Genomic DNA, 23,068 nt, shown 5'->3' with positions numbered 1-23,068 from the left:
CTGAGGGTTCGTCCGCGGCCTCGCTGAAGGATGACATCCTCGGCTGAGCCGACGCCCGGGAGCATCGATCGAACGGTCGAGGTTCCCGGGCGCTGTCATATCCTCGCCGAGGCGGCGGATCGTCCAGTGCTCACCCCGCCATCGCATAACGCAGAGTGCGAGTGACCGATAAAGCAGTGAGTCCGCTGGTGGCGGGGTTCTCCGGGCTCGGTGTTGAGCGGATGTCGAAGGCGAACTCGCCGGCCGAGCCGGACGCCCGGATCTGGTGGGCGGACTGAGTCTGACCGGCCACGGCCTGGAGCTCGACCTGCACCCGCTCGAGGGCTGCGGCGAGAAGATCGGCGTCGGTCGTGGCTGGGTCAGTGCCGCGGGTGGCCCAGGCCAAGGCGACGGCGATATTGACGTTGGCGGGGAACTTCTCGATCGCCTCGGCGGGATTGCCCGTGAACACGGTCAGGGGGCCATCTTCCGGGGCAAGGGCGCGCAGTCGTTCGGCCTCGGTCTCGGACATCCACGGTCTGATGAGCCCGGTCGCCTCTTTCGACGTCGTGATCTCGATGGTGTCGAGGCCACCGGCCTGAGCCGCTGCCTCGAGGACGTCGAGTCCGCCGATGGCACCGTTCGTCACATGCAGGCGCCCGGGTCCGGCGAGCAGGTTCGCACGAGCGTCAGGGTCGGCGAGTGCGCCGACGCTCGTGAGCACAAGCGGCTTGCCTGAGGCGATGACAGCGGGACCGAGTTCGGCGGCGGCCGGAACCCCGGCGCATTCGACGATGATGTCGAAGGCGTCGAACATCCTCGGTGACGGTGAACCGGTCGAAGATTCCTCCGCCGGACTCGGTTCATGGAGTCCCACGTTCAGCGTGGGGAGGTCGACCACCTCGGCGCCGTGATCGGGACGACCGAAGTGCTTGGCCGTATCCGAGACCAGGGCAGTCAGTCTCACCGAACCGGACGTGATCTCCGGAGCGAGAAGCTGGGCGACGTGGCGGCCGATGGCGCCGAATCCGATGAGCAGCACAGAGGTCATGGCCGCACCCTATCCGAGGGGTCTGACATGCGCGACCGACCCGGCAGGCCAGCACGAGCTCGCGGCAGGTCAGCACGACCTCGCGGCGGGTCAGTTCGACCTCGCAACTGACCACTATGACCTTGCGACGAGTCGTGTCTGTGCGACGCGATACGGTTGCCTCATGGACGAAGAACCACAGTCAGCCGCCGACGGGGGAGCCGTCGTCGGTGAGGACGGGCTGGCCCGCACCCCGTGGGCGTACGGCGACCCGATGCTCTTGAGCTACTACGACACCGAATGGGGACTGCCCATCCACGACGAGGCGGGACTGTTCGAGCGGATGAGCCTCGAAGGGTTCCAAGCTGGGCTCTCATGGCTGACGATCCTGAAGAAGCGGGAGCGCTTCCGTGAGGTCTTCGCCGGTTTCGATCCCGAGACCGTGGCGGGCTTCGGCGAGACAGAGATCGACACGCTGCTCGGCGACGCCGGCATCATCCGCCACCGCGGGAAGATCGAAGCCTGCATCAACAACGCCGCACGCGTCATCGAGCTGCGTGACGACGGAGGCCTCGATGCGTTCCTGTGGTCGTTCACACCCGCACAGACTCCACGCCCTCGAACCCTCGCCGAGATCCCGACCACCTCGCCGGAATCCGTGGCACTGTCGAAGGCGCTGAAGAAGAAGGGATTCCGCTTCGTGGGACCGACGACGATGTACGCGCTCATGGAAGCCATCGGAATGGTCGACACCCACCTTCTCGACTCGCACCGTCGCGGCACGTCAGGGGTGTGGTCGCAGTGAACGATATCCGCGTCTCCGCGCTCGTCCTCCTCCACCCGGAGCGGGAGGAGCTGCTCATGGTCCGCAAGTCGGGCACCACGTCGTTCATGCTTCCCGGCGGCAAACCCGAGGACGGGGAATCCGCCGAAGACACCATCATCAGAGAGATCGCCGAGGAGCTCGGGCTCGAACTGCACCCCGATCGCCTGCAGGCCCTGGGCACCTTCACCGCCGCTGCCGCGAACGAGGCCGACCACCGGGTCATCGGCGATGTGTTCTGCTACGACGGGCTGCCGGAGACGCTCGATGTCGAGAACATTGCGCATCTGGCCGAGATCGCCGAAGCCGGCTGGTTCCCGATCGACCCGCTTCCTGCGGATTCGAACGCCCGCCAGTTCGCGCCGTTGACGCGCAGCGAGGTGATTCCGGCTCTGCACGCCGCCGGCCGGGCGGTCGGCTGAAGGAGAGACGATCTGCGCTCTCAGACCATCCGACGTTGGAAGCCGAGGTCGAGGACGAAGAGATGGATCGAATGGGCCAAGGCGATCGCCGCGACGAGGAAAGCCAGCGTGATGTCGATGATGCCGAAGACAGTGAGCGCGGGCGGACTGACATAGCCCGGTGACTGCAGGAGCGTGCAGCCGATGATGATCGCCCCGGTGAGAACAGCGATGAGGCCGGGCACCGACGTCCTGGCGAAGGCGGCCAGACCGAGCATGCCGACGGTGAACAGCAGCACGAACAGGGCGAAGACGTCGACCTCGCGTCCCGTGAGGAGAACCTCCTGCCAGAGATTGCCGTAGGTGGTCGAACTCTGTGCGGCCGGGGAGTAGTAGGGGAAGAACGATGCGGCGATGATCAGCAGGGACAGCGGGCCGTAGGCGCGGGCGTAGACCGAGTTCGTCCTGCGGATGCGAGCGGTGAGCTCCGCGGCACGGTCAGCACGTGCGGGTGCGGTCATCGATGATCTCCATTCGATGAGGGATGCGATGAGTGGTCCGGGAGACAAGCCCGGTTTGAATGGCGGGGGCCGAAAACAATCGGTCGCCGCCGCTGAAATCGGCGGGTGAAACATATCCAGGAAAGCTACATTCGCCGATTAGACGGATTCAAGGAATGAACGAGACTCACGTGTCGTGCCCGTGAAATTCTGAATTATCACACAATGGTGACGCGTGAATATTGTGGCTTTCACTCGGAATGTGCCGAAACAGCGCTGTCAGAGATTCCTTCCTCGGACGCTGCTCTTTCCAGCCTGTGTGAGAGTCGGCGCAGGAATTCGCTGAGTTCGTGATTGTCGACGACGGTGAAATCGACATCCAGGCGTGCCAGACACAGGGCCATGGTGGCGATACTCTGCCCGCCGACGGTCACCAGGCAGCGATTGTCTGCGAGGGCTTCGACCGTGGCTTCGGCCGGTGCCAGCGACTGCGCCGCCTCGGCGGCCGGGGCATTGACGATGGCTTGCGCCGAGTGTCGCCAGCGTGACCCCGGCACGCGCCGTTCGACATAGTCGCCGATGTCCTCGGCAGGAAGCGGCCGCGGGTCGAAGCGCGGTCCGCTCGGTGACTTCGGCAGGATGTGCTCAGCGTGAAAGACCCGCCACTCCTCGACCTCGGGCGCATACGCGAGCAGGTACCAACGATGAAGCCTGTTGACGAGCCGATAGGGCTCGACCTCGAGGTGCACGTCCTCGACGCGGCCTGTGGCTTCGGAGGCCTCGCTGCGATAAGTGAAGCGCAGACGTTCGTGTCGGTGACAGTGGTCGATGAGTGTGACGATGAGTGCGGGTTCGACGATCGGCACCGGCTGGTTCTCGGCGAGGGGAACGGTGAAATGCGCGAGATTGTGCACCCTGGTGCGGACTGCGTCCGGGAGAATGCTCTCGAGCTTCGCCAGCGCTCGAGCCGAAATCTCCTCCATCCCGCCGATGATGCAGCTCAGCCCCGAATGGAGTCCGACGGCGACAGCCACCGCTTCGTCGGTGTTGAGGAGCAGAGGAGGAATGGTGGAGCCGTTCGGGGTGAGGCGATACCCGCCGTCGGAACCGCGGGTCCCCTCGATGGAATAGCCGATTTCGCGCAGAGCATCGATATCGCTCCGGACGGTGCGCGGACTCACGCCCAGACGATCAGCCAGTTCATTTCCAGACCATATGCGGGGCACCATCAACAGTGACAAAAGCCCAAGCAGCCGTGCTGCACTCTGTGACATAACTGCGTCTTCCGTCGTTTAGGAAGACCTCCTGCCTATTGCCACATTAGCATTGTTCAGATCATTTCGGGTCGGCTCGAAACAAAGAGGTGGCCGACCGGAATCGTCAATGAACAAGGATGTTTATGCACAATCAGCAGAATACGCAATCGTATTCGGCACCGATGAATATTTCAGCGGACGTCGATGTCCGTGATTATCTTGATCTCTATTCCTCGGCGAGGAAGAAGGACAAGGGGTGGATCCTCGACGAGATCATGATCCTCACCGGCTGGTCACGTGACCATACGCGACGGAGACTGTCACAGCTGGCGATCGCTGAAGCCCACGTCGATTCGGGCGCGATCGGCTCCGGTGCGGAGGAGGCGCCAACGGGACCTCCGACGCCAGGTGATCGGACTGCGCGCCGCTGCAGGTACTCACCAGAATCGCGTGCCCTGTTGGTTACGATCTGGGAATGGTCGGGCCATCAGAGCGGCAAGTACCTGGCTGCGGCGATGCCGCGGCTGCTCGAGGCGGCTGAGCGTCATGGCGCCCTCGTGCCCGACCGCGACGGATACAGCAGCGAGGTGCGCTCCGAGCTGCTCTCGGTGAGTCCGGCCTCGATCGACCGGTACCTGAGCACGACGCGGGCGGGAGAATTCCACGAACGTCGCATCTCGACGAAGCGGTTCAACAATCCCAGTGAGGAGTTCCTCGAATTCGCATCGGGATCCAACCAAGCTGAGCCCGGCTTCTTCCTCGTCGATACCATCGCTCACGCGGGGCCGACTCGGCCGCGCAACTGTGCGTTCACCGTCAGCGCCACCTGTCTGCACACGGGATGGGTCTTCACCCACAGCCTCGGCGGCAACGAATCCACGGACATGGTGGGACTGCTCGAATGGTCGCTCGACGAGGTTCAGGGGATTCCCTTCTGGGTCAACGCGATCGAACTGAGCAATGCCGAGGAATCGGTCCACGAGGGTGTCGGGCGATGGGCGGGGAACCTCGATATCCACTTCAGTCCGATCCTCAAGGACCACCAGCGGGACCGTCTGCCCGAGGCTTCACGGCACCAGCATCTCGTCCACGAATACGGCAGCATCCGTCGCTATGACACGGATGCCGCCAGGCATGCGCTCAACGAACTGTGGAGGGCCGTCGACGACCGCCTCAACTACTTCACGCCCACCCGCAAACCGAGCGGGTGGGACGATGACGGCCGCGGCGGGTTCCGGCGCACCTATGACGATCCGCGCACCCCGTTCGACCGGCTGCGCGCCGCGGGAGTCATGTCGCCGGGACAGGAAGCGGAGCTCATCGACTATGCGGAAGGGCTCGATCCTGCCCGGCTGACCGAGGAGATCGTGTTCTGGCAGAAGCGTCTCGAGGAGCTGGCTGCCTGATCAGTCCCGGTCCTGTCGCGAATAGGCGATGAGCGCCCGATACAGATCGATCGGTGCGCAATTGGCGCCTTTGGCCAGGGACTTCATGAGTTTGCGATAGGTCCGGTAGTCCATCTGCGTCGGATTGTCCGTGGGCACGAGGTTGAAGTCATGCAGCACGCCGAGGGCCCGGGAGTCCATGATCGAGAACTTCTTCGGATTGACCACTGCGAGCAGTGTGCTCGCCATCGGGGTGCCCACCCCGGGCAGCATCTGGAGCAGCGGCAGTCGGAAGTGGTTGGGAGTGTCGTCGTCGAGGGCGACGGCGGTGACGAACTCGATGTCGTCGGAGTCGATCTCTTCGAGACCGGGCAGGACACCGATGGCTTTCCACTCGGCGACCTTGAGGAAATGCTTGCGTTTGTACGATTCGCGGGTCTTCGTCTTCGGGCCGATCTCGCCGAAGAGCTCGGACTCGAGGTCGGTGACTACATAGAGCGGTTCGTACTTGAGGACGAATGCGGTGTCGATGGTGCCGCTGGGAGCATCGCGATTGAGCTTCGATGAATTCATGAACCGATGGTAGACGATGATTCTGACGTGCAGGTGAACTCTGCTGCACTGAATGAGCGGGAATCAGGGCGGGCACGGCAGGTGCAGTGCCGATGTCGTAACCTCGGACTATGACCCCGGAACCTCAGCATCAGCGCACCTACACCCCGGCCCTGCTCGGGCTGGTGTGGACGGCGATGTTCGGGTTCTCCGCGTTCTTCTTCAGCTATTCGACGATGGTCTCGATCGCCGCGGTCAGCGGGCTCTCGACGGTCACCGGCGGATCGGTGCTCACGACCATGATGATCGGAGTCATCGTCGCCCAACCCTTCGCCCCCTGGCTGGGACGCGTGTGCGGGTTCAAGGCCGCACTGTTGGGTGCCATCGCACTGCAGTTCCTCGGCCAGCTCATTGCTCTCCTCGTCGCCCCGCCGCTGCTGTCCCTCGTCCTGGCAGGACTCTGCGGTGGCGTCGGGTTCGGGCTCTTCGTCGTCATCGCCAATGCGGCAGTGCCGGCGACGACCGCCCCGGGCCGCATCGGCAAGGCGCTCGGCTTCTTCGGTGGGATCACCTCATTGGCCGCCGCAGTCGGTGCGCCGCTGGGACTGTGGCTGGTGGGCACCATTCCGATCACAGCCTTCCGCATCATCGTCTGCGCCTGTCTCCTCCTCGCCATCCCGACGGTGCTGAAATTCATGACCGGGCGGTCGCCTCGGCGCCGGGAAGACGCACCCGATCCCGGCACACCCGATCCCGGTACAGCTGCCGATGACCTCGCCATCCGATCGGGGCGCAATGAGCGGCGCAGCCTGCGGTGGGCGGGGCGTCGGGCCGGAGAGGTGCTCAGCCTCGTACTCATGCTCTCCCCATTCCTCGTCGGCATGATCGTCTTCGGCATCATCCTCGGCTTCGGACCCGGCGAGGAGGTGGCCGCCCCGGCGCTGTTCATCGCCGGCATGCAGGTCTCAGCGGTCATCGGACGCTTCGTCGCAGGCGCCGTCGCCGACAGCTTCCCACCCTTCGCGCTCAATGTCCTCGGCCTTGGGCTGGCCGCGATCGGCCTCGTGTGTGCCGTGATCTTCTACGGCGGGACACTGTTCGTGGCGATGATCATCATCGGACTGGGGCTGGGCACCATGCAGTCGGCGAGCCTCATCATGGCCTTCGCCTCGGTGAGCACGCCGAGTCGCGCCAGCGTCGCGTGGAACATGAACTTCGACATCGGGCTGGCCATCGCCGGTGTCGTCGGCGGGCTCGGCTTCACCTACCTCGGTTCGGCTTCGACGTTCCTGCTCTGTGCCTTGGTGCTGCTGCTTGCCGGGGCGCTGTCGTGGATCGCGCGGACCCTGCAGATGCGCAACTCCGGTCGCGACTGAGCAGATCGGTGCGACAGCACGGTGCGGCGCGGCTGTGCAGGGCAGGGTTCCTGCGGCGCGGCTGTGCAGGGTTCCGGCGGCGCGGCTGTGCAGGGCAGGGTTCCTGCGGCGCGAACAAGTCGGGTTCCTGCGGCGCGAACGAGCCGGGCTCCTGCGGCGTCTCTCAGTGCTGCGTCGAATCCTCGTCCAGCTGGGCCAGCAGACCGACGGCGGCACGGGTGTATTCGCCGATCCAGCGATCATGGATCCGCTTGATCGGCAGCGGCGCCAGGGCCAGACGACGGGTGCGTCCGATCTTGCGGCCGGTGACCAACTCGGCACCTTCGAGCACCCGAATGTGCTGGAGCACCGTCGTGCGATCGAGTTCGGAGAACGCCTCGCAGACGTCTCCGGTCGTGCGCGGCTGAGCCCGCAGCAGATCGAGGATGCGCCGACGGGTGGGGTTGGCGAGTGCCTTGAACACCGCGTCATCGGATTCTTCGGAACCCGTTCCCTTCACCTGCGACATGTGGTAAAAATATCACATGACAGATGAGCAGAGCACCCAGAACGCACCAGCCGCGCAGAATGACCAGTCCCGGCCGTTGGAGGAGCTGTCCTTCACCGTCACCGGGTATATCTCGAAGACTCCGCACGAAACCTACGAAGCGGTCGCCGACCCTGAGCAGCTCTCGCACTATTTCACCACCGGCGGAGCCCGCGGGCGCCTGGAGGCAGGCGCGGAAGTCACCTGGGACTTCGCCGATTTCCCCGGCCGCTTCCCGGTCGAGGTCGTCGAAAACGTCCAAGACGAGAAGATCGTCATCCGCTGGGAAGGCTCCGATGACTCCGTGGAGGCGAATACGACGACGACCTTCGAGTTCACTCCCGTCGATGACGGGGCGCGGACGCTCGTGACGATCACCGAGAAGTCCTGGAAGCTCACCGAGGGTGGAGCACAGGGCGCCTTCGGCAACTGCATGGGCTGGACCGGAATGCTCTCGGCGCTCAAGGTCTGGATCGAACACGGAATCAACCTCCGCGAGGGCTATTACAAATAGGCCTCAGCGGGCTTGTCGGCGATTCGCCGGCCCCGTGCTCGGAGCTCCGGGACGAGCACGATGAGGACGGCGGCGAGGAAGACGATCTGCAGCGCCGTGCGCGGCAGCAGCTCGTCCTCCCACGGCAGGTCATCGCCGGTGAGCGCCAGGTGGATATTCGCCGGGAACATGACGATGAGCATGAGGCCCAGGCCGAGCGCGGCCCACAGCCGGGTGGGCTTCACGAGCAGGCCGACAGCGCCGAGGAGTTCGAACACTCCGGTGAGCGTCACGAGCGCTGCGGCACCGGGTGCCCATGGCGGGACCATGGCTATGAGTTCCTCGCGCATGCCCACGAAGTGAGAGATTCCGGTGACGGTGAACATCACCGCCAGGCCGAAGCGGAATGCCGTCGGCCAGGTGCCGAGGCCATGCCTGGCCGCCCATGGGTGAGCGCGACCGAAGACGTAGACGGCAAGCGTGGTGGTGAGCAGGAAGAGCAGGGGTGCCATGATCGGCTCCTTCGACGAGGCGACACCGCGCGACTGCGAAGTATCTTTACGGTGACAAGATTCGCACGCCGATGGGATCTTGTCAATGAAAAGTTTACTCGGGTACGATCGCAGTGTGACTTATCATCATGGGGATCTGCGGCGGGCGCTGCTGGCTCAGACCGCCTCGGCGATTGCCGAGGACGGCGTCGCCAAACTCAGCATGCGAGCCCTGGCGAAGCGGGCGGGAGTCTCGAACGCGGCGCCGACCTATCACTTCGGTGACAAGGCGGGACTGCTCACCGCGCTCGCAGCCGAAGGTTTCGAACTCCTCGCGGAGGCGATGAGCAGAATCGACGACAGCGGGCTCGTCGCCCGGGGAGTCGCGTATGTGGAGTTCGCGTTGGCCTGTCCGTCGCACTTCACCGTGATGTTCCAGCCGCGGCTGCTCCACGATGATGACCCCGAGCTGGTGGCCGCGCGGCAGCGAGCGTGGGCGGCGCTGTCGGTCGGCGTCGCTGTGACGCGGTCGGGCCCGGACGCCGACTTCGGGGTCGCGGCGTGGTCGCTCGTCCACGGCTACGCGACGCTCGTGCTCAGCGGCGCGGTGGAGCCGGAAGATGCGCTCTCGCAGGCCAGAGCTGTGGCCGCGCACCTCGTGGCCGGTTCCGAGGGATCAGGCTGAGGTTCACTTTCCGGTCGTCTTCTTCTGTCCGGGCTCGAGTCCGTGGGAGTTCTTGATGAAGAACGCTCCGATGATGCCGAAGATGCCGATGCAGGCGGCGACGAAGAACGCGACATTCGCACCGTGGACGAGGCCGGCCATGCCGTAGGTCTCGGGGTTGCGTGCGGCCGAGACCATGATGGTCACGAGCGCGGCAGTGCCGACCGAGGCTGCGATCTGACGCATGGTGTTATTCAGCGCCGTGCCGTGCGGGATGAGTTGAGAAGGCAGCTGGTTGAGCGCCGCCGTGGTCACCGGCATCATCACCATGGCGACGCCGAACATGCGGATCGTGTTGACCACGGCGAGATAGAGGAACGAGGTGTCCGTTTCGAGCCGAGCGAAGAGGAACGTGGTTCCGGTGAGCAGGACGAAGCCGGAGACCGCAAGCCATTTTGCGCCGATGGCGTCGAAGACGCGGCCGGTCACCGGTGACATCAGACCCATCACCGCTGCGCCCGGAAGCAGAACCAGGCCGGACTCCATGGCTGAGAAGTCATTCATGTTCTGCATGTACAGCGGGAGGACCATCATGCCGCCGACCATGACGATGAACACGCACATGCCCAGCAGGGTGTTGAGGGTGAACATGCGGTAGCGGAGGATGCGGAATTCGAGGATCGGCTGTTCGAGCTTGAACTGGCGGGTGATGAAGAACGTCAGCGTGATCGCGCCGATGACCAGCGGGATGAGCACCTCGGCGCTGAGCCAGCCGGCGTCACCGGCGGTGCCGAAGCCGAACAGCAGTCCGCCGAAGCCGAGGGTGGAGAGGATGATCGAGAGGACGTCGAGACGGGGGAAGGTCCGCTCGGTGACATTCTTGAGCAGGAAGTAGGCGATCACGAGGTCGATGATCGCGATCGGCAGCATCATGTAGAACAGCGTCTGCCACGGGAAGTGGTCGACGATCCAACCGGAGAGGCTGGGGCCGATGGCCGGAGCGAAGGCGATGACGAGGCCGAAGGTGCCCATGGCCGAGCCGCGCTTCTCGACGGGGAAGATCGCGAAGAGGATCGTCTGCATGAGCGGCATGATGATGCCGCCGGCCGAGGCCTGGATGACACGACCGATGAGCATCACCGGATAGACCGGGGCGATTGCGCAGACGAGGGTGCCGAGGATGAACAGGCCCATGGCGGTGAAGAACAGGCCCCTCGTCGTGAACTTCTGAATGAGGAACGCCGTCACCGGGATCATGATGCCGTTGACGAGCATGAAGCTCGTCGTCACCCACTGCGCGGCACCGGAGGTGATGTCGAAGTACTCCATGAAGTGCGGCAGAGCAGTGTTGAGCAGCGTCTGATTGAGGATGATGACGAACGCGCCTGAGACGAGAACAGCGAGAACGAGGTTCCGGTTGATCGGGGCGCCTTCTGTCGTGTCCTGCTGGTTGTTGTCTCCGTTCGCCAATGGCATCCCTTCGTATCGTCGTCTGCATCTCGTCTTTCAGCGACAGACCGCCTGGGGCGGTGTGCTGAATCGGCCCTTCATCGCGCCCGGAAGATCAATTCCCTGGTTATATAACCACTTTATGCAGTTTAACGCACCGCCCTCGCCGAGGTGGCTCCGGGCAGTGTGAGATTCGTCGAGTTCATCTGCCGGCTGGCTCACGGACACCGGCCGTCGCCCCGACGATTCCGGCGATTCCGGCCTCGGCCTCTCCCTGCAGGCGGATCGAGGTCAGCGTCGGGACTGACGTCCGACCGCCTCGGTGAGGGGTCAGGTCAGGCGGGTGGCCGGTGATTGGGTCTTGTCGGGGTCGGTCTCCGGCAGGTCGCCGAGGATGTCGTCGATGCGAGTGAGGACGTCCGTGTCGAGGGTGACCCCGGCCGCCTCGGCGTTCGAGGCGATCTGCTCGGGGCGGGAGGCTCCGACCAGGGCGGTGGCGACATTGTCGTTGGCGAGCACCCAGGCGACCGCCAGCTGCGCCATCGTGATCCCGAGCTCGGCGGCGATGGGTTCGAGTTTCGCCACGGCGGTCAGCTTCTCGTCCTGGAGGTAGCGGGTCTTTATCGACTCCGCGCCGCCGCCCTTCTCATCGGTGGCGCGCGATCCTTCCGGCACCGGCTGGCCGGGTTTGTACTTGCCGGTCAGTGCGCCTTGGGCGATCGGCGACCATACGATCTGGGAGATGCCGAGTTCCTTCGACGTCGGCACAACCCGTTCTTCGATGACTCGCCAGAGCATGTTGTACTGCGGCTGATTCGACACCAGTTGGATGCCGAGATCCTTGGCCAGGTGGTGGGCCGCGCGCAGCTGGTCGGCGTTCCATTCGCTGACTCCGATGTAGAGGGCCTTGCCGGCGCGCACGATATCGGCGAAGGCCTGCATGGTCTCTTCGAGCGGGGTCTCGTAGTCGTAGCGGTGGGCTTGGTAGAGGTCGACGTAGTCGGTGCCGAGTCGGCGCAGCGAGCCGTTGATCGATTCCATCATGTGCTTGCGCGACAGGCCGGTGTCGTTGTGACCTTTGGGGCCGGTCGGGAAGTAGACCTTCGTGAAGATCTCGAGCGATTCGCGTCGCTGTCCTTTGAGCGCGTCGCCGAGGACCTGTTCGGCGACGGTGTTCGCGTAGACGTCGGCGGTGTCGAAGGTCGAGATGCCCGCGTCGAGGGCGGCGTGCACGCATTTCGTGGCCGTCTCGTTCTCCACCTGAGAACCGTGAGTGAGCCAGTTGCCGTAGGTGATCTCGGAGATCTTGAGTCCGCTGTTTCCCAGATATCTGTGCTCCATGACCTCAGCCTACGACCGGGCGGGGGAGTGGGGAACCCCTTCGCCGAGGATGCGCAGCAGCTGACGCGAAGGTGCCGGTGGGCGCGAGTCGTCGACACGGCGTGTGCGGGTTGCGGCGGGCGCAAGTTGTCGACGCGGCGCGAGCGGGTTGCGGCGGCCGGAGTCGCACGGGCGACTTCACTGCAACAGTGCGATCCAGCGAATAGGCTCACACTATTCCGAAAGGCTCACAGAAGAACGTGATGATTCCAGAAGTACCTGGGCCCAAACAGCCGCCGCCGACGGTCCTGTCGTCAGCACCTCACCGAAGAGGGCATTCCTCTGCAGCGAGGACATTCCTTGGAGGCGAAGTCAGTCCTCGGAGCTGCTGTGTTCCTGCAGGCGATGCAAACGAATCTCTTCAGCATCTGTTCTTTGTACTTGTCGACGCTGTCGCGATCCACCGGATGTTCAGCAAGGAAATCGCTGAGTGATTCAGCCATGAGAGTCATTCTCCCATTCACAGATGGACCGGCGCAGCTGCTCGCAAAGTGACCGGCGCAGCTGCTCACGGATGAAAAGGCCCGGCGTTCTCCGCGATATGTCCCTGCAGTGCTGCCGCGAAAGCTGCGGAGTCACCGGAGCGCAGGTGGGCGACGAGGCTCTCGTGTTCGGCGATGATCTCATCGCAGCGGTCGATCAGGTGACGGCTGTTCATGAACAGGCTGAAGCGGTGCCGGTCGGAGAGCAGCGAGTACATCTCGAGCATCACCTGGCTGTCACCGGCTTCGACGAAACCGCGATGGAATTCCAAGGTCAGCTCGATGAAGCGGGCGATGTCCGCCTCGGCGAAGGCGGACCGCTGCCGGCTGACGAGGTCATCGAGTCGCGAGGCCAGCTGCTGCCGCAGAGCCTCGGGCGCGCGGTCGACCGCGGTCGTCTCAAGGAGATAGCGCGCATCGGCGAGCTCGGCGATGGTGCGCTCGTCGATGCCCTGGACGACGGCTCCGCGCTTGGGGTAGATGCGGATCCAACCCTCGTCCTGCAGGCGGGCCATGGCCACACGCACCGGGGTGCGACTGACCCCGATCTCGGTGGCCAGGGCCGCCTCGCCGAGCATCGTCCCGGGCAGGTGTTCGCCGTCGAGGATCTGGCCGCGGATGTGGGAATACGCGCGTTCGGCCGCGCTCTGCGATTCGGATCCTCTGCTCATCCCCGGCCCTCATTGTGACTGCCCGTGCCCTCTGCGGCGGTGACCCCGTCGGGCCGGGGCGGTGTTTCCGGTGACTTGTCGGCCGCCTCGGCGAGGGCCGGTGCACGGCGTCCCGGCCAGCTCATGAGCGGGATCGCGCGGATCGAGAATCCGACGGCGATGAGCAGGACGAACGTGGCCATGAGGTTGATCCACAGGAACCCGCCCGCGCCGAGCACGGACCCGGCCATCGCCGCCATGAGCGCCCCGCCGAGGTTCATCGCCGAATCCGATGCCCCCTGCAGCGGCACCTTCGCATGCGCCGGCACCGAGGCGGTCAGCAGGGACGAGCCGCCGATGAGGAACATCGACCACCCGATTCCCAGCAGCGACAGCGCTGTCGAGAGCAGCACCATCGACGACTCCGGGGCCACCGCATCGATGACGCCGAGGGCGATCGTGAGGACGAAGATGCCGGCCCCACCGGCGATGACGACGCCCGATCCCCATCGGTCTGCCATCCAGCCGAATACGGGGGAGAGGCCGTACATGCCGGCGATGTGGATGCTCACGACGATTCCGATCGCGCCGAGGCTGAACTCCTGGTGGTCCATGTGCACCGGGGTCATGACCATGACGTTGGTCATCATCATCTGTCCCGCGATGATCGTGACCATTGCGAACAGCGGTACCGGGCGGGCCAGGGCGAAGCGCAGCGCTTCGCCGAGTTTCATCGGGGACGGGGCGGTCGCCTCGGTGGTGGTGGACCTGTTGGTCGGGGTGGAACCGCTCGCCGAGGCGGAATCCTTCGCCGAGGCGGCCCCGCCGTTGTTTTCGGTCGTGCCTTCACCATCGTGGCCGGAATCGTCGACCCCGGGTTCGCCCGGGTGGTCGGTTCCGGCGGCCACCGACTTCGTCAGCGTCGAGGCCGACAGCGTCGCCAGGGCGAACGCGATCATGGAGATGAGGTAGGGCCCGGCCAATCCGTTCATGCCCAGTGTTTCGCCGAGGTGGGCGCCCGGGGCGGTGAAGCTGGGGCCGAGGACGGAGCCGACGGTCGTGGCCCACACGACCAGGGACATCGCGCGACCAGCGGCGGCCGGGTCAGCGAGGTCGACGGCGGCGTAACGGGCCTGCAGGCCGGAGGCGGTCGAGGACCCGCACATCATCATCCCGAGCATGAACAGGGGAAGGAACTGCAGGGAGACGCCGATGAGGACGACCACGGCGCCGAGCGTGCCGATGCCGAAGCCCAAGGTCAGAGCCTTGCGACGGCCGGAGCGACCGGCGAGCACGGCCAGGGGATAGGCGATGAGGCCGGCGCCGAGGATGACGCTCATCTGCGCGAATCCGGCCATCGAAGTCTGCCCGGTGATCTCTTCGGCAAGCAGTCCGCCGACGGCATACCCCGAGGCGATGCCGGCTCCCGAGAGGAGCTGGGCGGTGATGAGTTTGGCCTGTTCGCGGATGCGGCTGGTCATTGATTCCTCGGGCTTTTCGGTGGTTGCTTGTCGCGCTCCCAAAAGTATCTTGGATGCGTCTTGGATACAAGAGGTATCCGATGGGTGGAGAAATTGGGCTGTCTGATGAGAATCTGAGTGGGGTTGTGGAATTCAGAAATCGTGTCTTGAATCCGACTGCTCATTGATGGCCAACGGGCCGTCCTCGCTCACGGCCTGAGGGGTCTAACGGGCCGACGAGGTTGCCCCTTCGTCCGCTCTCGCGACAGCGTATCGACAGACTCTCAGCCTGTCGTCGCTGGTCACGGACTTCCGCTGCTTTCGATCTGCGTGGCGGCCAGCTTTCAAGTACCAGGGCCGCAGCCTCGTTGAGCGGGGTTATGCTCGTTTGCCGCCGTGGCGCGGACTTGCCGTTTGTTGTTGCAAGCTCGCCGTCGTCTGCCGAATCGTTGCTGGTCCGACGGTGTCGTCGCCTGGTCGCAGCATCTGTCCGATATGCCCGGGACCCGGCTGGCAGTTTACTTTCGTGCCTTCACATAAGGATGAGCATTGCTGTCATTCCGAAGCCCATCAGCGCATGGCAGAACGCGTGGATATCGATGCGGCGTGAGCGCGCAGACTGAACTGCCCACCAACAGGTAGCGATCGCGCAGAGGATTATCGCAGTCCAGTTGGTTGGGGCCGCCCAGATCGGAGTCGGTGCCATGGTCATCGCCATCTCCGAGCCCCCCATATCTCCATGGCCGGTATTCTGGCCCATCTGATCATTCATCAGTATGGGCATCGCTGCCAGCATCCACACCATGGCGGCGTTGAGGGTGATGTGGAATCCGACGGTGATCTTCTGTGCTGTCTCCGGGGTACGGAACAGACCGGTCACCATGATTGCTCCAGCGGCGGTGAAAAATGCTATCTGTGCCCAGGTGGCAATCTGGCCTGCAGATGTCCACACCATGACCAGCATTGCAATGCTCATGACAAAATGGTTGGCGTCTGCGACAAGCGCCAACCTATGTGGCTCGGCGATCGGTCGGGAATCTTTCCGGCTGGCTCTCCAGCAAGTTGCGAAGTGCTGAATGCAGATGATGCACGTGAGGGCGAACGTGAGGGTGAGCACGAGGGACCATGGAAATGAGATCATTCGCTAATACTACATCTTGTAGTAATTATGGCCATGGTGCCGGAGGGTGTCGAGCGAGACTATGCCGATATGCATCAGCTGGCGGTGCTGTCAGGATGCTGTCGAGCGTTCCCGGTGTGCAGTCCCGCAGTGGCTCATTTCACTATTCTTGTGAAGCGATTCCGGATTCTCCCCTGACAGTCGCTGCAAAATCTGCCCGGTCTTTACTCTCGCGCTCCCAAACGCGCAGCCGGCGAATCCGACCGGAACGCCTGAACCTGCATTGAGTACAAGCCGCCAGATTCGAGGAGTCAGCCGAACGGAGTGCGCGTGGCATCCTGGAGACGTTTGCCCCTCCCGCCTGCCCTTAATCCAAACACAATTGGTTTGATCGTAGGCGGCAGATGGTGCAACCGCTCATCGACCCGAAGCCATGAGCGGTTGACTGTCCGTCGTTCCATGTCGCCGCCGCCGGGTTTTGCCGCACCGCCGCCGGAGACCGCCACACGCGAGTCGAAGGATCTTGACCTGTCGCAGAGCGAGATTGTTGAGTATCCTCGTGATTGACCTCAGACAGATCGGGTGAGTGAGACAGCAGATGGCACGCAGAACCAGTGGAGAGCTTGAGAACGCAGTTCTCGCCGCTTTGTGGGAGCGCGGCGATTGTCTGACGGTGTCCGAGCTCCAAGCTGCCGTCGCACCACCTCGGCCAGCCTATACGACAATGATGACTGTCCTGAACCGAATGGAAGGCAAACGGCTGATCAAACGCGAACGGCGTTCACGGATCTTGACGATCAGCCCCGTCCGGTCACGGGCCGTCACTGCGGCTTCGGAGATGTCCCGGGCCCTGCGGGACTCCGAAGACGCACGTGAAGTGCTGATGTCGTTCGTCGGTTCGCTGAAGGACGAAGAGATCGACCTGCTCCGCGATTTCGTCCGCGACTGAGCCGCACAATCGGGTTGTGTTCGTTTCCGCGATAGTCTTCATATTCGCTGCAGTCGTGGTGTTCTTCGCCTCGCCGATGCTGTTAGCTTCGGGGGAGTGGCAGGTGAGGCGGCCTGTATCGGCTCTCAATGCCTGGCTTGGGGCACTTGGTCTGGGACTCATCCTCACCGCTCTGGGATTGATATTCATGCTTGTAGGTGCTCTCGAGGCCGACGGAGGTGCCAACGCGGTGGTACTTTGGACCATCGGCTGGATCGCGATGGGCGGTATCGGTGCCGTGCTCGCGTTGGTGCTCAAGGCATCCGGCGAATTCGGCGATCGGGTGCGCGTTGAAGTTCGCGCTCTGCGTTCGCGGTGGATCGACTGGCGGATCGACCAAAACTATCGGATAATCACGGTCGATGACGACAAGCCATATGCCATCGCAATTCCGGGCAGTCCCCCTGAGATCTGCCTGAGCGCCGGTTTGCATAGGATCCTCGATGAATCGGAATGCGCAGCTGTCATCGCTCATGAGAAGTCTCACCTGAGGCGTCGACATGCTCTGGTCCTTCGGATCGTGACCGTCAACCTCGCATGCCTGCCGCAGCGGTTGGCGGTTTCAGGAAAGTTTCGCGCTGCAGTTCTCCCCCTCATGGAGATGATCGCTGACGATGATGCGGTCAGCGTGACATCTCCGAAGTCAGTCAGGAGTGCACTGGAGCGCCTCGGCCGAGCCAATTGTGATGAGTCATTGAAGCTGCGTGCGCTGAGACTCCGCCGTCTTCATCCCGAGATGGGCTGAAGACCGCACCAGCTTCGTCTACTACACTGTTACGTAATATGATGGAGAAAACCTCACCACCTTCCGACGCTACGGTTCGGGATCTCAAATTTCAGAAGACTCCGGCGGCGGTGATCATCGCCGCCGCCACTGCGATCTCTATATCTGTGACGACTGCTACGGGTCTGCTTGCAGGGCCGGAAGTCTACCTGTCGATCGCGCGTGAGTACCCTGGCCGGGGGATGGTCGCGGGTGTTGCGATCTTGCGCAGCATCCATGAAGTCTTCTCTATCCTCACACTCGGATTGCTCGCAACGGTGCTCATGTTCGATTCGCGCGACAGGAGCTTGGGGCGATCGACCGTCAGCCGTACCGCTCGGAGCTTATTGCAGATATGCAGTGCCATCTGGGCGTCTGCGGTACTCAGCCTCGTCGTTGTAGACGGTCTGAATACCAACGGACTATCGCTGCCAGCTCTCGAGGTGCCGCAGCAACTTTGGTTCGCCATGACTGCCACCCCCTATTCCGCGGCGTGGCTGATTGTCTTCGCAGCGGCTTTCCTCATCTTCGTGATCTCGCTCCTCTCGGAATCTTGGACGGCTCATGTTGCTGCCCTCTGGTTCGGCTTGATCGCAATTCTTGCTCCAGTCGTTATCGCCCAAGTCCTTGTTGGTCCGAATCACGACTTGGGTGTGGACGCCGCTGTAATCCAGACGCCGGTGTCTGCATTCGTTCTGGGACTCTTGGCTGCAGGGGTGCTTCTCGAATCGATGCACTCCCGCAGCCGGGTGCTGCACAGACTGGTCAGATCCCGACTGCTGTGGATCGGTGTGTTCTTCATCATTGCTTCGGACGTGGTGATCACCGTGTTCAAACTCTCCGGGAGTGGGCTGACCGAATCGACAACAGGGTGGCAGATAGTCGCCAGGTGGGTCGCGTTCGTGGGCGTGTGCATCGCATCCGGTGCTGTCGCGTCGAAGCACGGAGGCCGATGGGCACGCACGACTCTCGTCGTCGGCATCGCCACTTGGGCGGCCGTGACGGCTTCCATGGCGCTAGTCCCCTCCCCGAATTACTTTGTGCCCAACGACCCGGTTGCCGCTGTTCTCGGCTACGTTGTCGAAGAAGCCCCAGACGCAATCGTCCTTCTCACCAATTGGCGGGTCAACCTTCTATTCAGTGTGCTCGCTGTGACAGCCATTGTCGCGTATGCCTATGGAGTGTTGAGGCTGAAACGCAGAGGCGATGTCTGGCCGGTATCACGCACAATTTCGTGGCTGATCGGCTGGAGTATCCTTCTCATCCTCCTGAATTCCGGTTTGGGCAAGTACTCTCCGGCTGATTTCGGAATCCATATGGTCGTCCACATGACGTTGAATATGCTCATTCCGGCGTTCTTGGTAGTCGGGGGACCGATCACCTTGATGTTGCGTGCATTGGCGGGAACTGGAGCAGCAGGTAAACGAATCCATCGTAGGGTCAATCAGCTGCTCCATTCGAGAGGAGCGCGATTCATGATGCACCCTCTCTTCGTCTTCACCGTCTACATCGCCTCGTATTACGTTCTCTATCTGACGCCTCTCTTCAGTGGACTCATTCGGTACCATTGGGGACACCAATTGATGAATGTCCATTTCCTCATCGTTGGTTATATGTTCTTCTCGCTGGTTGTCGGGGTCGACAGGGTTCCTTTCCAGTTGCCACAGATCGGAAAACTTGGGTATGTGCTCGCCGCAATGCCTTTCCACGCTTTCTTCGGAATCGTCTTGATGATGTCTTCAACGCCTGTGGCGCTGAACTTTTACCGTACTCTCGACCTAGATTGGCTCGACATCGAAGCTCAACAGTATTTCGGTGGTGGAATCGCCTGGGCGGGCGGCGAGTTGCCGTTGCTCGGCGTAGTCGTTGTCCTCGGTATTCAGTGGGCCAGGCAAGACAAACAGGAAGCGAAGCGTTTCGACCGCCATGAGGACGCCGGCCTCAGTGACGAATTCACCGCATACAACGCGATGTTGCAACGTCTGGCGACGCGAGACGGGAAAGTCACCGCTACTGGCAAATCCTCTGAAGAAGAGGTGACGAACCGTGAGAAGTAGGGGGACAGCGACTTACAACGGTCTGCTGCAAGGCGAAACTATGACAAGCATCGATATCGACATTTCCGGAATGACGTGCACAGCTTGCGCGCGTCGGGTTGAGAAGTCGCTCAATAAGATCGATGGCGCGACCGCTTGGGTGAATTTCGCCACGGAACGCGCTAGGGTCACTGGCCTCGCCGATCCCGACACCGCGTTGAAAGCGGTGCAGAAGGCCGGCTACGGCGCGCAGATCCACACTCCCGGTGACGATGCTTGGTCGCAGCGAGCAGCCGAGATGCGGGTGGGTTCGATGCGGCGTCGTCTGATCATCGCCGCGCTCCTCACAGTCCCGCTCATGGATGCGACGATCGCCCTCGCGCTGGTCGAGGCTTGGCGCTTTCCCGGCTGGGAGTGGGCGTGCATCCTCCTCGCGGTGCCGATCGTCACCTGGGCGGCGTGGCCGTTCCACGTCTCGGCCTGGAGGAACCTTCAGAACCGTACGTCGAATATGGACACGCTCGTGTCGCTGGGTGTCATCGCCGCTTTCGGCTGGGCGGTGGTGACCGCTGTCTTCGACGTGAGCGGAGCCGACGCCTGGCTTGGGTTCGGCTTCGTCCCCGAGGGGGCCGACGCCCTCTACCTCGACGTCGCAGCGGGGGTGACGACGTTCCAGTTAGCCGGACGATATTTCGAGACGCGCTCACGTCGAAAAGCGGGTGACCTCCTTGCCGCGCTCAGCAACCTGGCACCGAAGACCGCCCGTGTCCGCGACGCAGCCGGGGAGTTCATCGACACTCCCATCGAACTCGTGTCCCGTGGGGACGTCGTCCTTGTTCGCGCCGGTGAGACTGTGCCCGTCGACGGGCTCGTCATCGACGGCACGGCGGAGCTCGATATGAGCAGTCTGACGGGTGAGCCCGTGCCGGTGGCGACCCGGCCTGGCGAACGTGCGGTCGCAGGATCGTTCGCGTCGAATGGCCAGGTCATTGTCGAAGCCGAGGCGGTAGGCTCCGGGACACAGCTGTCACAGATCGCCATGATGGCGGAGAAAGCACAATCGCAGAAGGCGATCATCGAAAGTCTCGTCGACCGGATCACAGCTGTATTCGTTCCGGTGGTGCTCGTTTTGGCTCTGGGGACGCTGCTCGTGTGGCTGTTCCCCCTCGGATACTCTCCCTCACGGGCGATCGGAGTCGCGATCTCCGTACTCATCATCGCCTGTCCCTGCGCTCTCGGACTGGCGACCCCGACAGCACTCATGGTCGGCATCGGCACTGGCGCTCGCTCGGGCATCCTCGTCAAAGGCCACACCGCGCTCGAAGCGAGCGGCCGAATCGACACAGTACTCCTCGATAAGACCGGCACCGTGACGACCGGATCGCTGCAGGTCGCGGAATCATGGTTCGCCCAACCTGCACGTGGCGAGTTGCTTGAAAATCTCGAGGCACTCGAGTCTCGGTCCGAGCACCCGGTCGCCCGGGGCATTCTCGAATTCGTTCGATCCTCCGAAACGGCAGTGCACGAAGAGTCAGTCCCCTCCGACGGTTCGTCCAATGAAGCCGTCACAGCCTCGGCCGGACTCCTGCCTGTCGTACGAGACGTGGTGGTGTTGCCAGGGGTCGGAATCAAAGGCATCGTCGACGGCCGGGCGTTGGAAGTCATCAGCGCGGCTGCCGCCAGTGACCGATTAGGTCTGAGCCTCGAGCTCAAGAACTGGGTCGATCTGCAGGCTGAGGCTCAGCGCACGGTCGTGGTCGTCGTGGAAGATGACACCGCGGTCGCCGGAATGGCTCTGAGCGATGAGGCCAAACCCGATGCCAAACTCAGCGTGGCGCTGTTGCGGTCGATGGGGCTGCGCACTGTCCTGCTCACAGGGGACAGTCCGGCACCAGCCGGAGTCATTGCTGAGAAGGTCGGTACCGACGACGTCATCGCTGAAGTCCTTCCTGACGACAAGGCCGCGGCTGTCGTCTCCCTGCAGGAGGCGGGCCACCGTGTCGCAATGGTCGGCGACGGGATCAATGATGCAGCGGCGCTGGCCGCCGCTGACCTCGGCATCGCTGTGGCGACCGGTTCGGACATAGCCATGAAGTCAGCTGACATCATCATCATTCGCGACGATCTCGCTGCTGTCGCAGAATCGATCACATTGTCCCGCAAGACGCTGAGCACTATTCGCAGCAACCTGGTATGGGCGTTCGGCTACAACATCCTGGCAATCCCGATCGCAATGTTCGGGATGCTCAACCCGCTGATCTCTGCGGCCGCCATGGCAATGTCATCGGTATTCGTCGTCTACAACAGTCTTCGACTCCAACGCGCGAAACTGCAACCGGAGTTGAAGGCGACCGATCGCTGAAATCGGGACATGCCTACCTCGCCCGGCGTGAAGCTGGGACCGGCAACGGTTCTGGGCCCGATCCGAGTCGTGCCGCCGCGATCTTCTCCCCGGCGGCTACGGACTCACGCACCGGCAGGAGCTCCATATGATCACACCCGACCGCACTGACAACGTCCTCACCATCACCATCGACAACCGGGACCAGGCGAACGCGCTGACCAAAGAGATGCTCGACCAGCTCATCGACGCCTTCGCCGAGGCGAGCGCTGACGAGAGCCTGCGCGCAGTCCTCCTCACCTCGGCCGGCGGGCGGGGATTCTCAGCGGGGATGGACACGGCACAATTCGCGCACACGAGCGCGTCGCGAGCCTACGAGACGATCAGCCGCCTCGGCGAGGTCTGCGAAGCCATCAAGAACTGCGCACTTCCGGTCGCCGTGGCGATCGACGGCTACTGCATCGGCGGGGCTGCCGAGATCGCCGCGGCCGCAGATTTCCGCATCGGCAGCAGCGAGTGCTGGTACTCGATGCCCGAGGTGCGCATCGGCATCCCATCGGTGCTCGAATCGGTCAACCTCCACCGCCTCATGGGCTGGACGAAAGCGACCGAATTCGTCCTCACCGGCAACCGATTCACTGCGGAGGACATGCTGCGGTGCGGATTCCTCAACGACATCGTCGCCGAGGCGGCCATCCCGGTGAGTGACGGAACTGTGGTTGCAACTTCGGTGGGTGGAAGGACCGCGCTCGAAGAGCGCGCGCTCGCCCTTCTGCGCGACACCACGCAGGCCAGCCGCGCAGTCATCGCGCAGCAGAAGCGACTGCTGCGGACGTGGAAGAACACCTTCGAGACCGAGGCGATCGCCGACAGTCAGAAGGAATTCGCGCTCGCCTTCGCCGCGAAAGCCGAGGGACAGTAGC

Annotated in this window: 22 protein-coding genes; 11 read left to right on the top strand and 11 right to left on the bottom strand. The window is 63.2% G+C overall.

What is annotated here, in order from left to right:
• Positions 1–130: 130 nt before the first annotated feature.
• Positions 131–1,030 (bottom strand): aspartate dehydrogenase domain-containing protein, encoded by a 900-nt coding sequence (locus L1F31_RS14945; protein WP_265418026.1) that lies wholly within the window; start codon positions 1,028–1,030, stop codon positions 131–133.
• Positions 1,031–1,193: 163 nt separating this feature from the next.
• On the opposite strand from L1F31_RS14945, the gene L1F31_RS14940 reads away from it, so the two are divergent.
• Positions 1,194–1,814, top strand: coding sequence for a DNA-3-methyladenine glycosylase I (locus L1F31_RS14940; protein ID WP_265418025.1), 621 nt, complete (start codon positions 1,194–1,196; stop codon positions 1,812–1,814).
• The gene (locus L1F31_RS14935) at positions 1,811–2,254 is read left to right on the top strand and encodes an NUDIX hydrolase (protein ID WP_265418024.1); all 444 of its coding nucleotides are present in this window, start codon (positions 1,811–1,813) and stop codon (positions 2,252–2,254) included. The genes L1F31_RS14940 and L1F31_RS14935 overlap by 4 nt, the downstream gene beginning before the upstream one ends.
• Positions 2,255–2,274: 20 nt before the next feature.
• Here the strand turns inward: L1F31_RS14935 and L1F31_RS14930 are convergent, their stop codons facing one another.
• Together L1F31_RS14930 and L1F31_RS14925 are read right to left on the bottom strand one after the other, a co-directional pair.
• Entirely contained in the window at positions 2,275–2,754 is a 480-nt protein-coding gene (locus L1F31_RS14930) for a hypothetical protein (protein WP_265418023.1), read from the bottom strand.
• 230 nt (positions 2,755–2,984) lie between these two features.
• Entirely contained in the window at positions 2,985–3,962 is a 978-nt protein-coding gene (locus L1F31_RS14925; RefSeq protein WP_265418022.1) for a helix-turn-helix transcriptional regulator, read from the bottom strand.
• A gap of 209 nt (positions 3,963–4,171) precedes the next feature.
• On the opposite strand from L1F31_RS14925, the gene L1F31_RS14920 reads away from it, so the two are divergent.
• A complete protein-coding gene (locus L1F31_RS14920; RefSeq protein ID WP_265418021.1) occupies positions 4,172–5,395 on the top strand; it encodes a hypothetical protein in 1,224 nt (407 codons plus the stop codon).
• Here the strand turns inward: L1F31_RS14920 and L1F31_RS14915 are convergent, their stop codons facing one another.
• Positions 5,396–5,947: a hypothetical protein gene (locus L1F31_RS14915; RefSeq protein WP_265418020.1), complete on the bottom strand. Its 552-nt coding sequence runs from the start codon at positions 5,945–5,947 to the stop codon at positions 5,396–5,398.
• 110 nt (positions 5,948–6,057) lie between these two features.
• Here L1F31_RS14915 and L1F31_RS14910 point away from each other — a divergent pair, with 110 nt between their 5' ends.
• On the top strand, positions 6,058–7,302 hold the full coding sequence (locus tag L1F31_RS14910; RefSeq protein ID WP_265418019.1) for an MFS transporter: 1,245 nt from the start codon (positions 6,058–6,060) through the stop codon (positions 7,300–7,302).
• Between the two features lie 163 nt (positions 7,303–7,465).
• Here L1F31_RS14910 and L1F31_RS14905 read toward each other — a convergent pair whose 3' ends face one another.
• A complete protein-coding gene (locus L1F31_RS14905; protein WP_265418018.1) occupies positions 7,466–7,810 on the bottom strand; it encodes an ArsR/SmtB family transcription factor in 345 nt (114 codons plus the stop codon).
• A 16-nt stretch (positions 7,811–7,826) separates the two neighbouring features.
• On the opposite strand from L1F31_RS14905, the gene L1F31_RS14900 reads away from it, so the two are divergent.
• Entirely contained in the window at positions 7,827–8,342 is a 516-nt protein-coding gene (locus L1F31_RS14900) for an SRPBCC domain-containing protein (RefSeq protein WP_265418017.1), read from the top strand.
• On the opposite strand, the gene L1F31_RS14895 is transcribed toward L1F31_RS14900, so the two are convergent.
• The gene (locus L1F31_RS14895; RefSeq protein WP_265418016.1) at positions 8,333–8,833 is read right to left on the bottom strand and encodes a DoxX family protein; all 501 of its coding nucleotides are present in this window, start codon (positions 8,831–8,833) and stop codon (positions 8,333–8,335) included. The genes L1F31_RS14900 and L1F31_RS14895 overlap by 10 nt on opposite strands.
• Before the next feature lie 115 nt (positions 8,834–8,948).
• On the opposite strand from L1F31_RS14895, the gene L1F31_RS14890 reads away from it, so the two are divergent.
• On the top strand, positions 8,949–9,497 hold the full coding sequence (locus L1F31_RS14890; protein ID WP_265418015.1) for a TetR/AcrR family transcriptional regulator: 549 nt from the start codon (positions 8,949–8,951) through the stop codon (positions 9,495–9,497).
• A gap of 3 nt (positions 9,498–9,500) precedes the next feature.
• On the opposite strand, the gene L1F31_RS14885 is transcribed toward L1F31_RS14890, so the two are convergent.
• The 5 genes from L1F31_RS14885 to L1F31_RS14865 all read right to left on the bottom strand — a co-directional run bounded on the left by L1F31_RS14885 (position 9,501) and on the right by L1F31_RS14865 (position 16,038).
• Positions 9,501–10,952, bottom strand: coding sequence for an MDR family MFS transporter (locus tag L1F31_RS14885; protein ID WP_265418014.1), 1,452 nt, complete (start codon positions 10,950–10,952; stop codon positions 9,501–9,503).
• Positions 10,953–11,255: 303 nt separating this feature from the next.
• Positions 11,256–12,266: an aldo/keto reductase family protein gene (locus L1F31_RS14880; protein ID WP_265418013.1), complete on the bottom strand. Its 1,011-nt coding sequence runs from the start codon at positions 12,264–12,266 to the stop codon at positions 11,256–11,258.
• 547 nt (positions 12,267–12,813) lie between these two features.
• The gene (locus L1F31_RS14875; RefSeq protein ID WP_265418012.1) at positions 12,814–13,458 is read right to left on the bottom strand and encodes a GntR family transcriptional regulator; all 645 of its coding nucleotides are present in this window, start codon (positions 13,456–13,458) and stop codon (positions 12,814–12,816) included.
• Positions 13,455–14,918, bottom strand: a complete 1,464-nt coding sequence (locus L1F31_RS14870; RefSeq protein ID WP_265418011.1) for an MFS transporter — start codon at positions 14,916–14,918, stop codon at positions 13,455–13,457. Before L1F31_RS14870 ends, L1F31_RS14875 begins: the two co-directional genes overlap by 4 nt.
• Positions 14,919–15,429: 511 nt before the next feature.
• The gene (locus tag L1F31_RS14865) at positions 15,430–16,038 is read right to left on the bottom strand and encodes a DUF5134 domain-containing protein (RefSeq protein WP_082819439.1); all 609 of its coding nucleotides are present in this window, start codon (positions 16,036–16,038) and stop codon (positions 15,430–15,432) included.
• Positions 16,039–16,615: 577 nt separating this feature from the next.
• Here L1F31_RS14865 and L1F31_RS14860 point away from each other — a divergent pair.
• The 5 genes from L1F31_RS14860 to L1F31_RS14840 all read left to right on the top strand — a co-directional run bounded on the left by L1F31_RS14860 (position 16,616) and on the right by L1F31_RS14840 (position 23,067).
• A complete protein-coding gene (locus tag L1F31_RS14860; protein ID WP_064485812.1) occupies positions 16,616–16,966 on the top strand; it encodes a BlaI/MecI/CopY family transcriptional regulator in 351 nt (116 codons plus the stop codon).
• 16 nt (positions 16,967–16,982) lie between these two features.
• Positions 16,983–17,750 (top strand): M56 family metallopeptidase, encoded by a 768-nt coding sequence (locus tag L1F31_RS14855; RefSeq protein WP_062862344.1) that lies wholly within the window; start codon positions 16,983–16,985, stop codon positions 17,748–17,750.
• Positions 17,751–17,788: 38 nt separating this feature from the next.
• A complete protein-coding gene (locus L1F31_RS14850; protein ID WP_062862343.1) occupies positions 17,789–19,825 on the top strand; it encodes a cytochrome c oxidase assembly protein in 2,037 nt (678 codons plus the stop codon).
• A gap of 40 nt (positions 19,826–19,865) precedes the next feature.
• Positions 19,866–22,166, top strand: a complete 2,301-nt coding sequence (locus tag L1F31_RS14845; RefSeq protein WP_062862342.1) for a heavy metal translocating P-type ATPase — start codon at positions 19,866–19,868, stop codon at positions 22,164–22,166.
• A 127-nt stretch (positions 22,167–22,293) separates the two neighbouring features.
• The gene (locus L1F31_RS14840) at positions 22,294–23,067 is read left to right on the top strand and encodes an enoyl-CoA hydratase/isomerase family protein (protein ID WP_062862341.1); all 774 of its coding nucleotides are present in this window, start codon (positions 22,294–22,296) and stop codon (positions 23,065–23,067) included.
• Position 23,068 lies beyond the last annotated feature (1 nt).

Origin of the sequence: Brevibacterium spongiae (assembly GCF_026168515.1) — a bacterium.
Taxonomy (GTDB): Bacteria; Actinomycetota; Actinomycetes; order Actinomycetales; family Brevibacteriaceae; genus Brevibacterium; species Brevibacterium spongiae.
The sequence above is the reverse complement of the archived record's forward strand: the minus strand, read 5'-3'. Positions and strand labels throughout refer to the sequence as shown.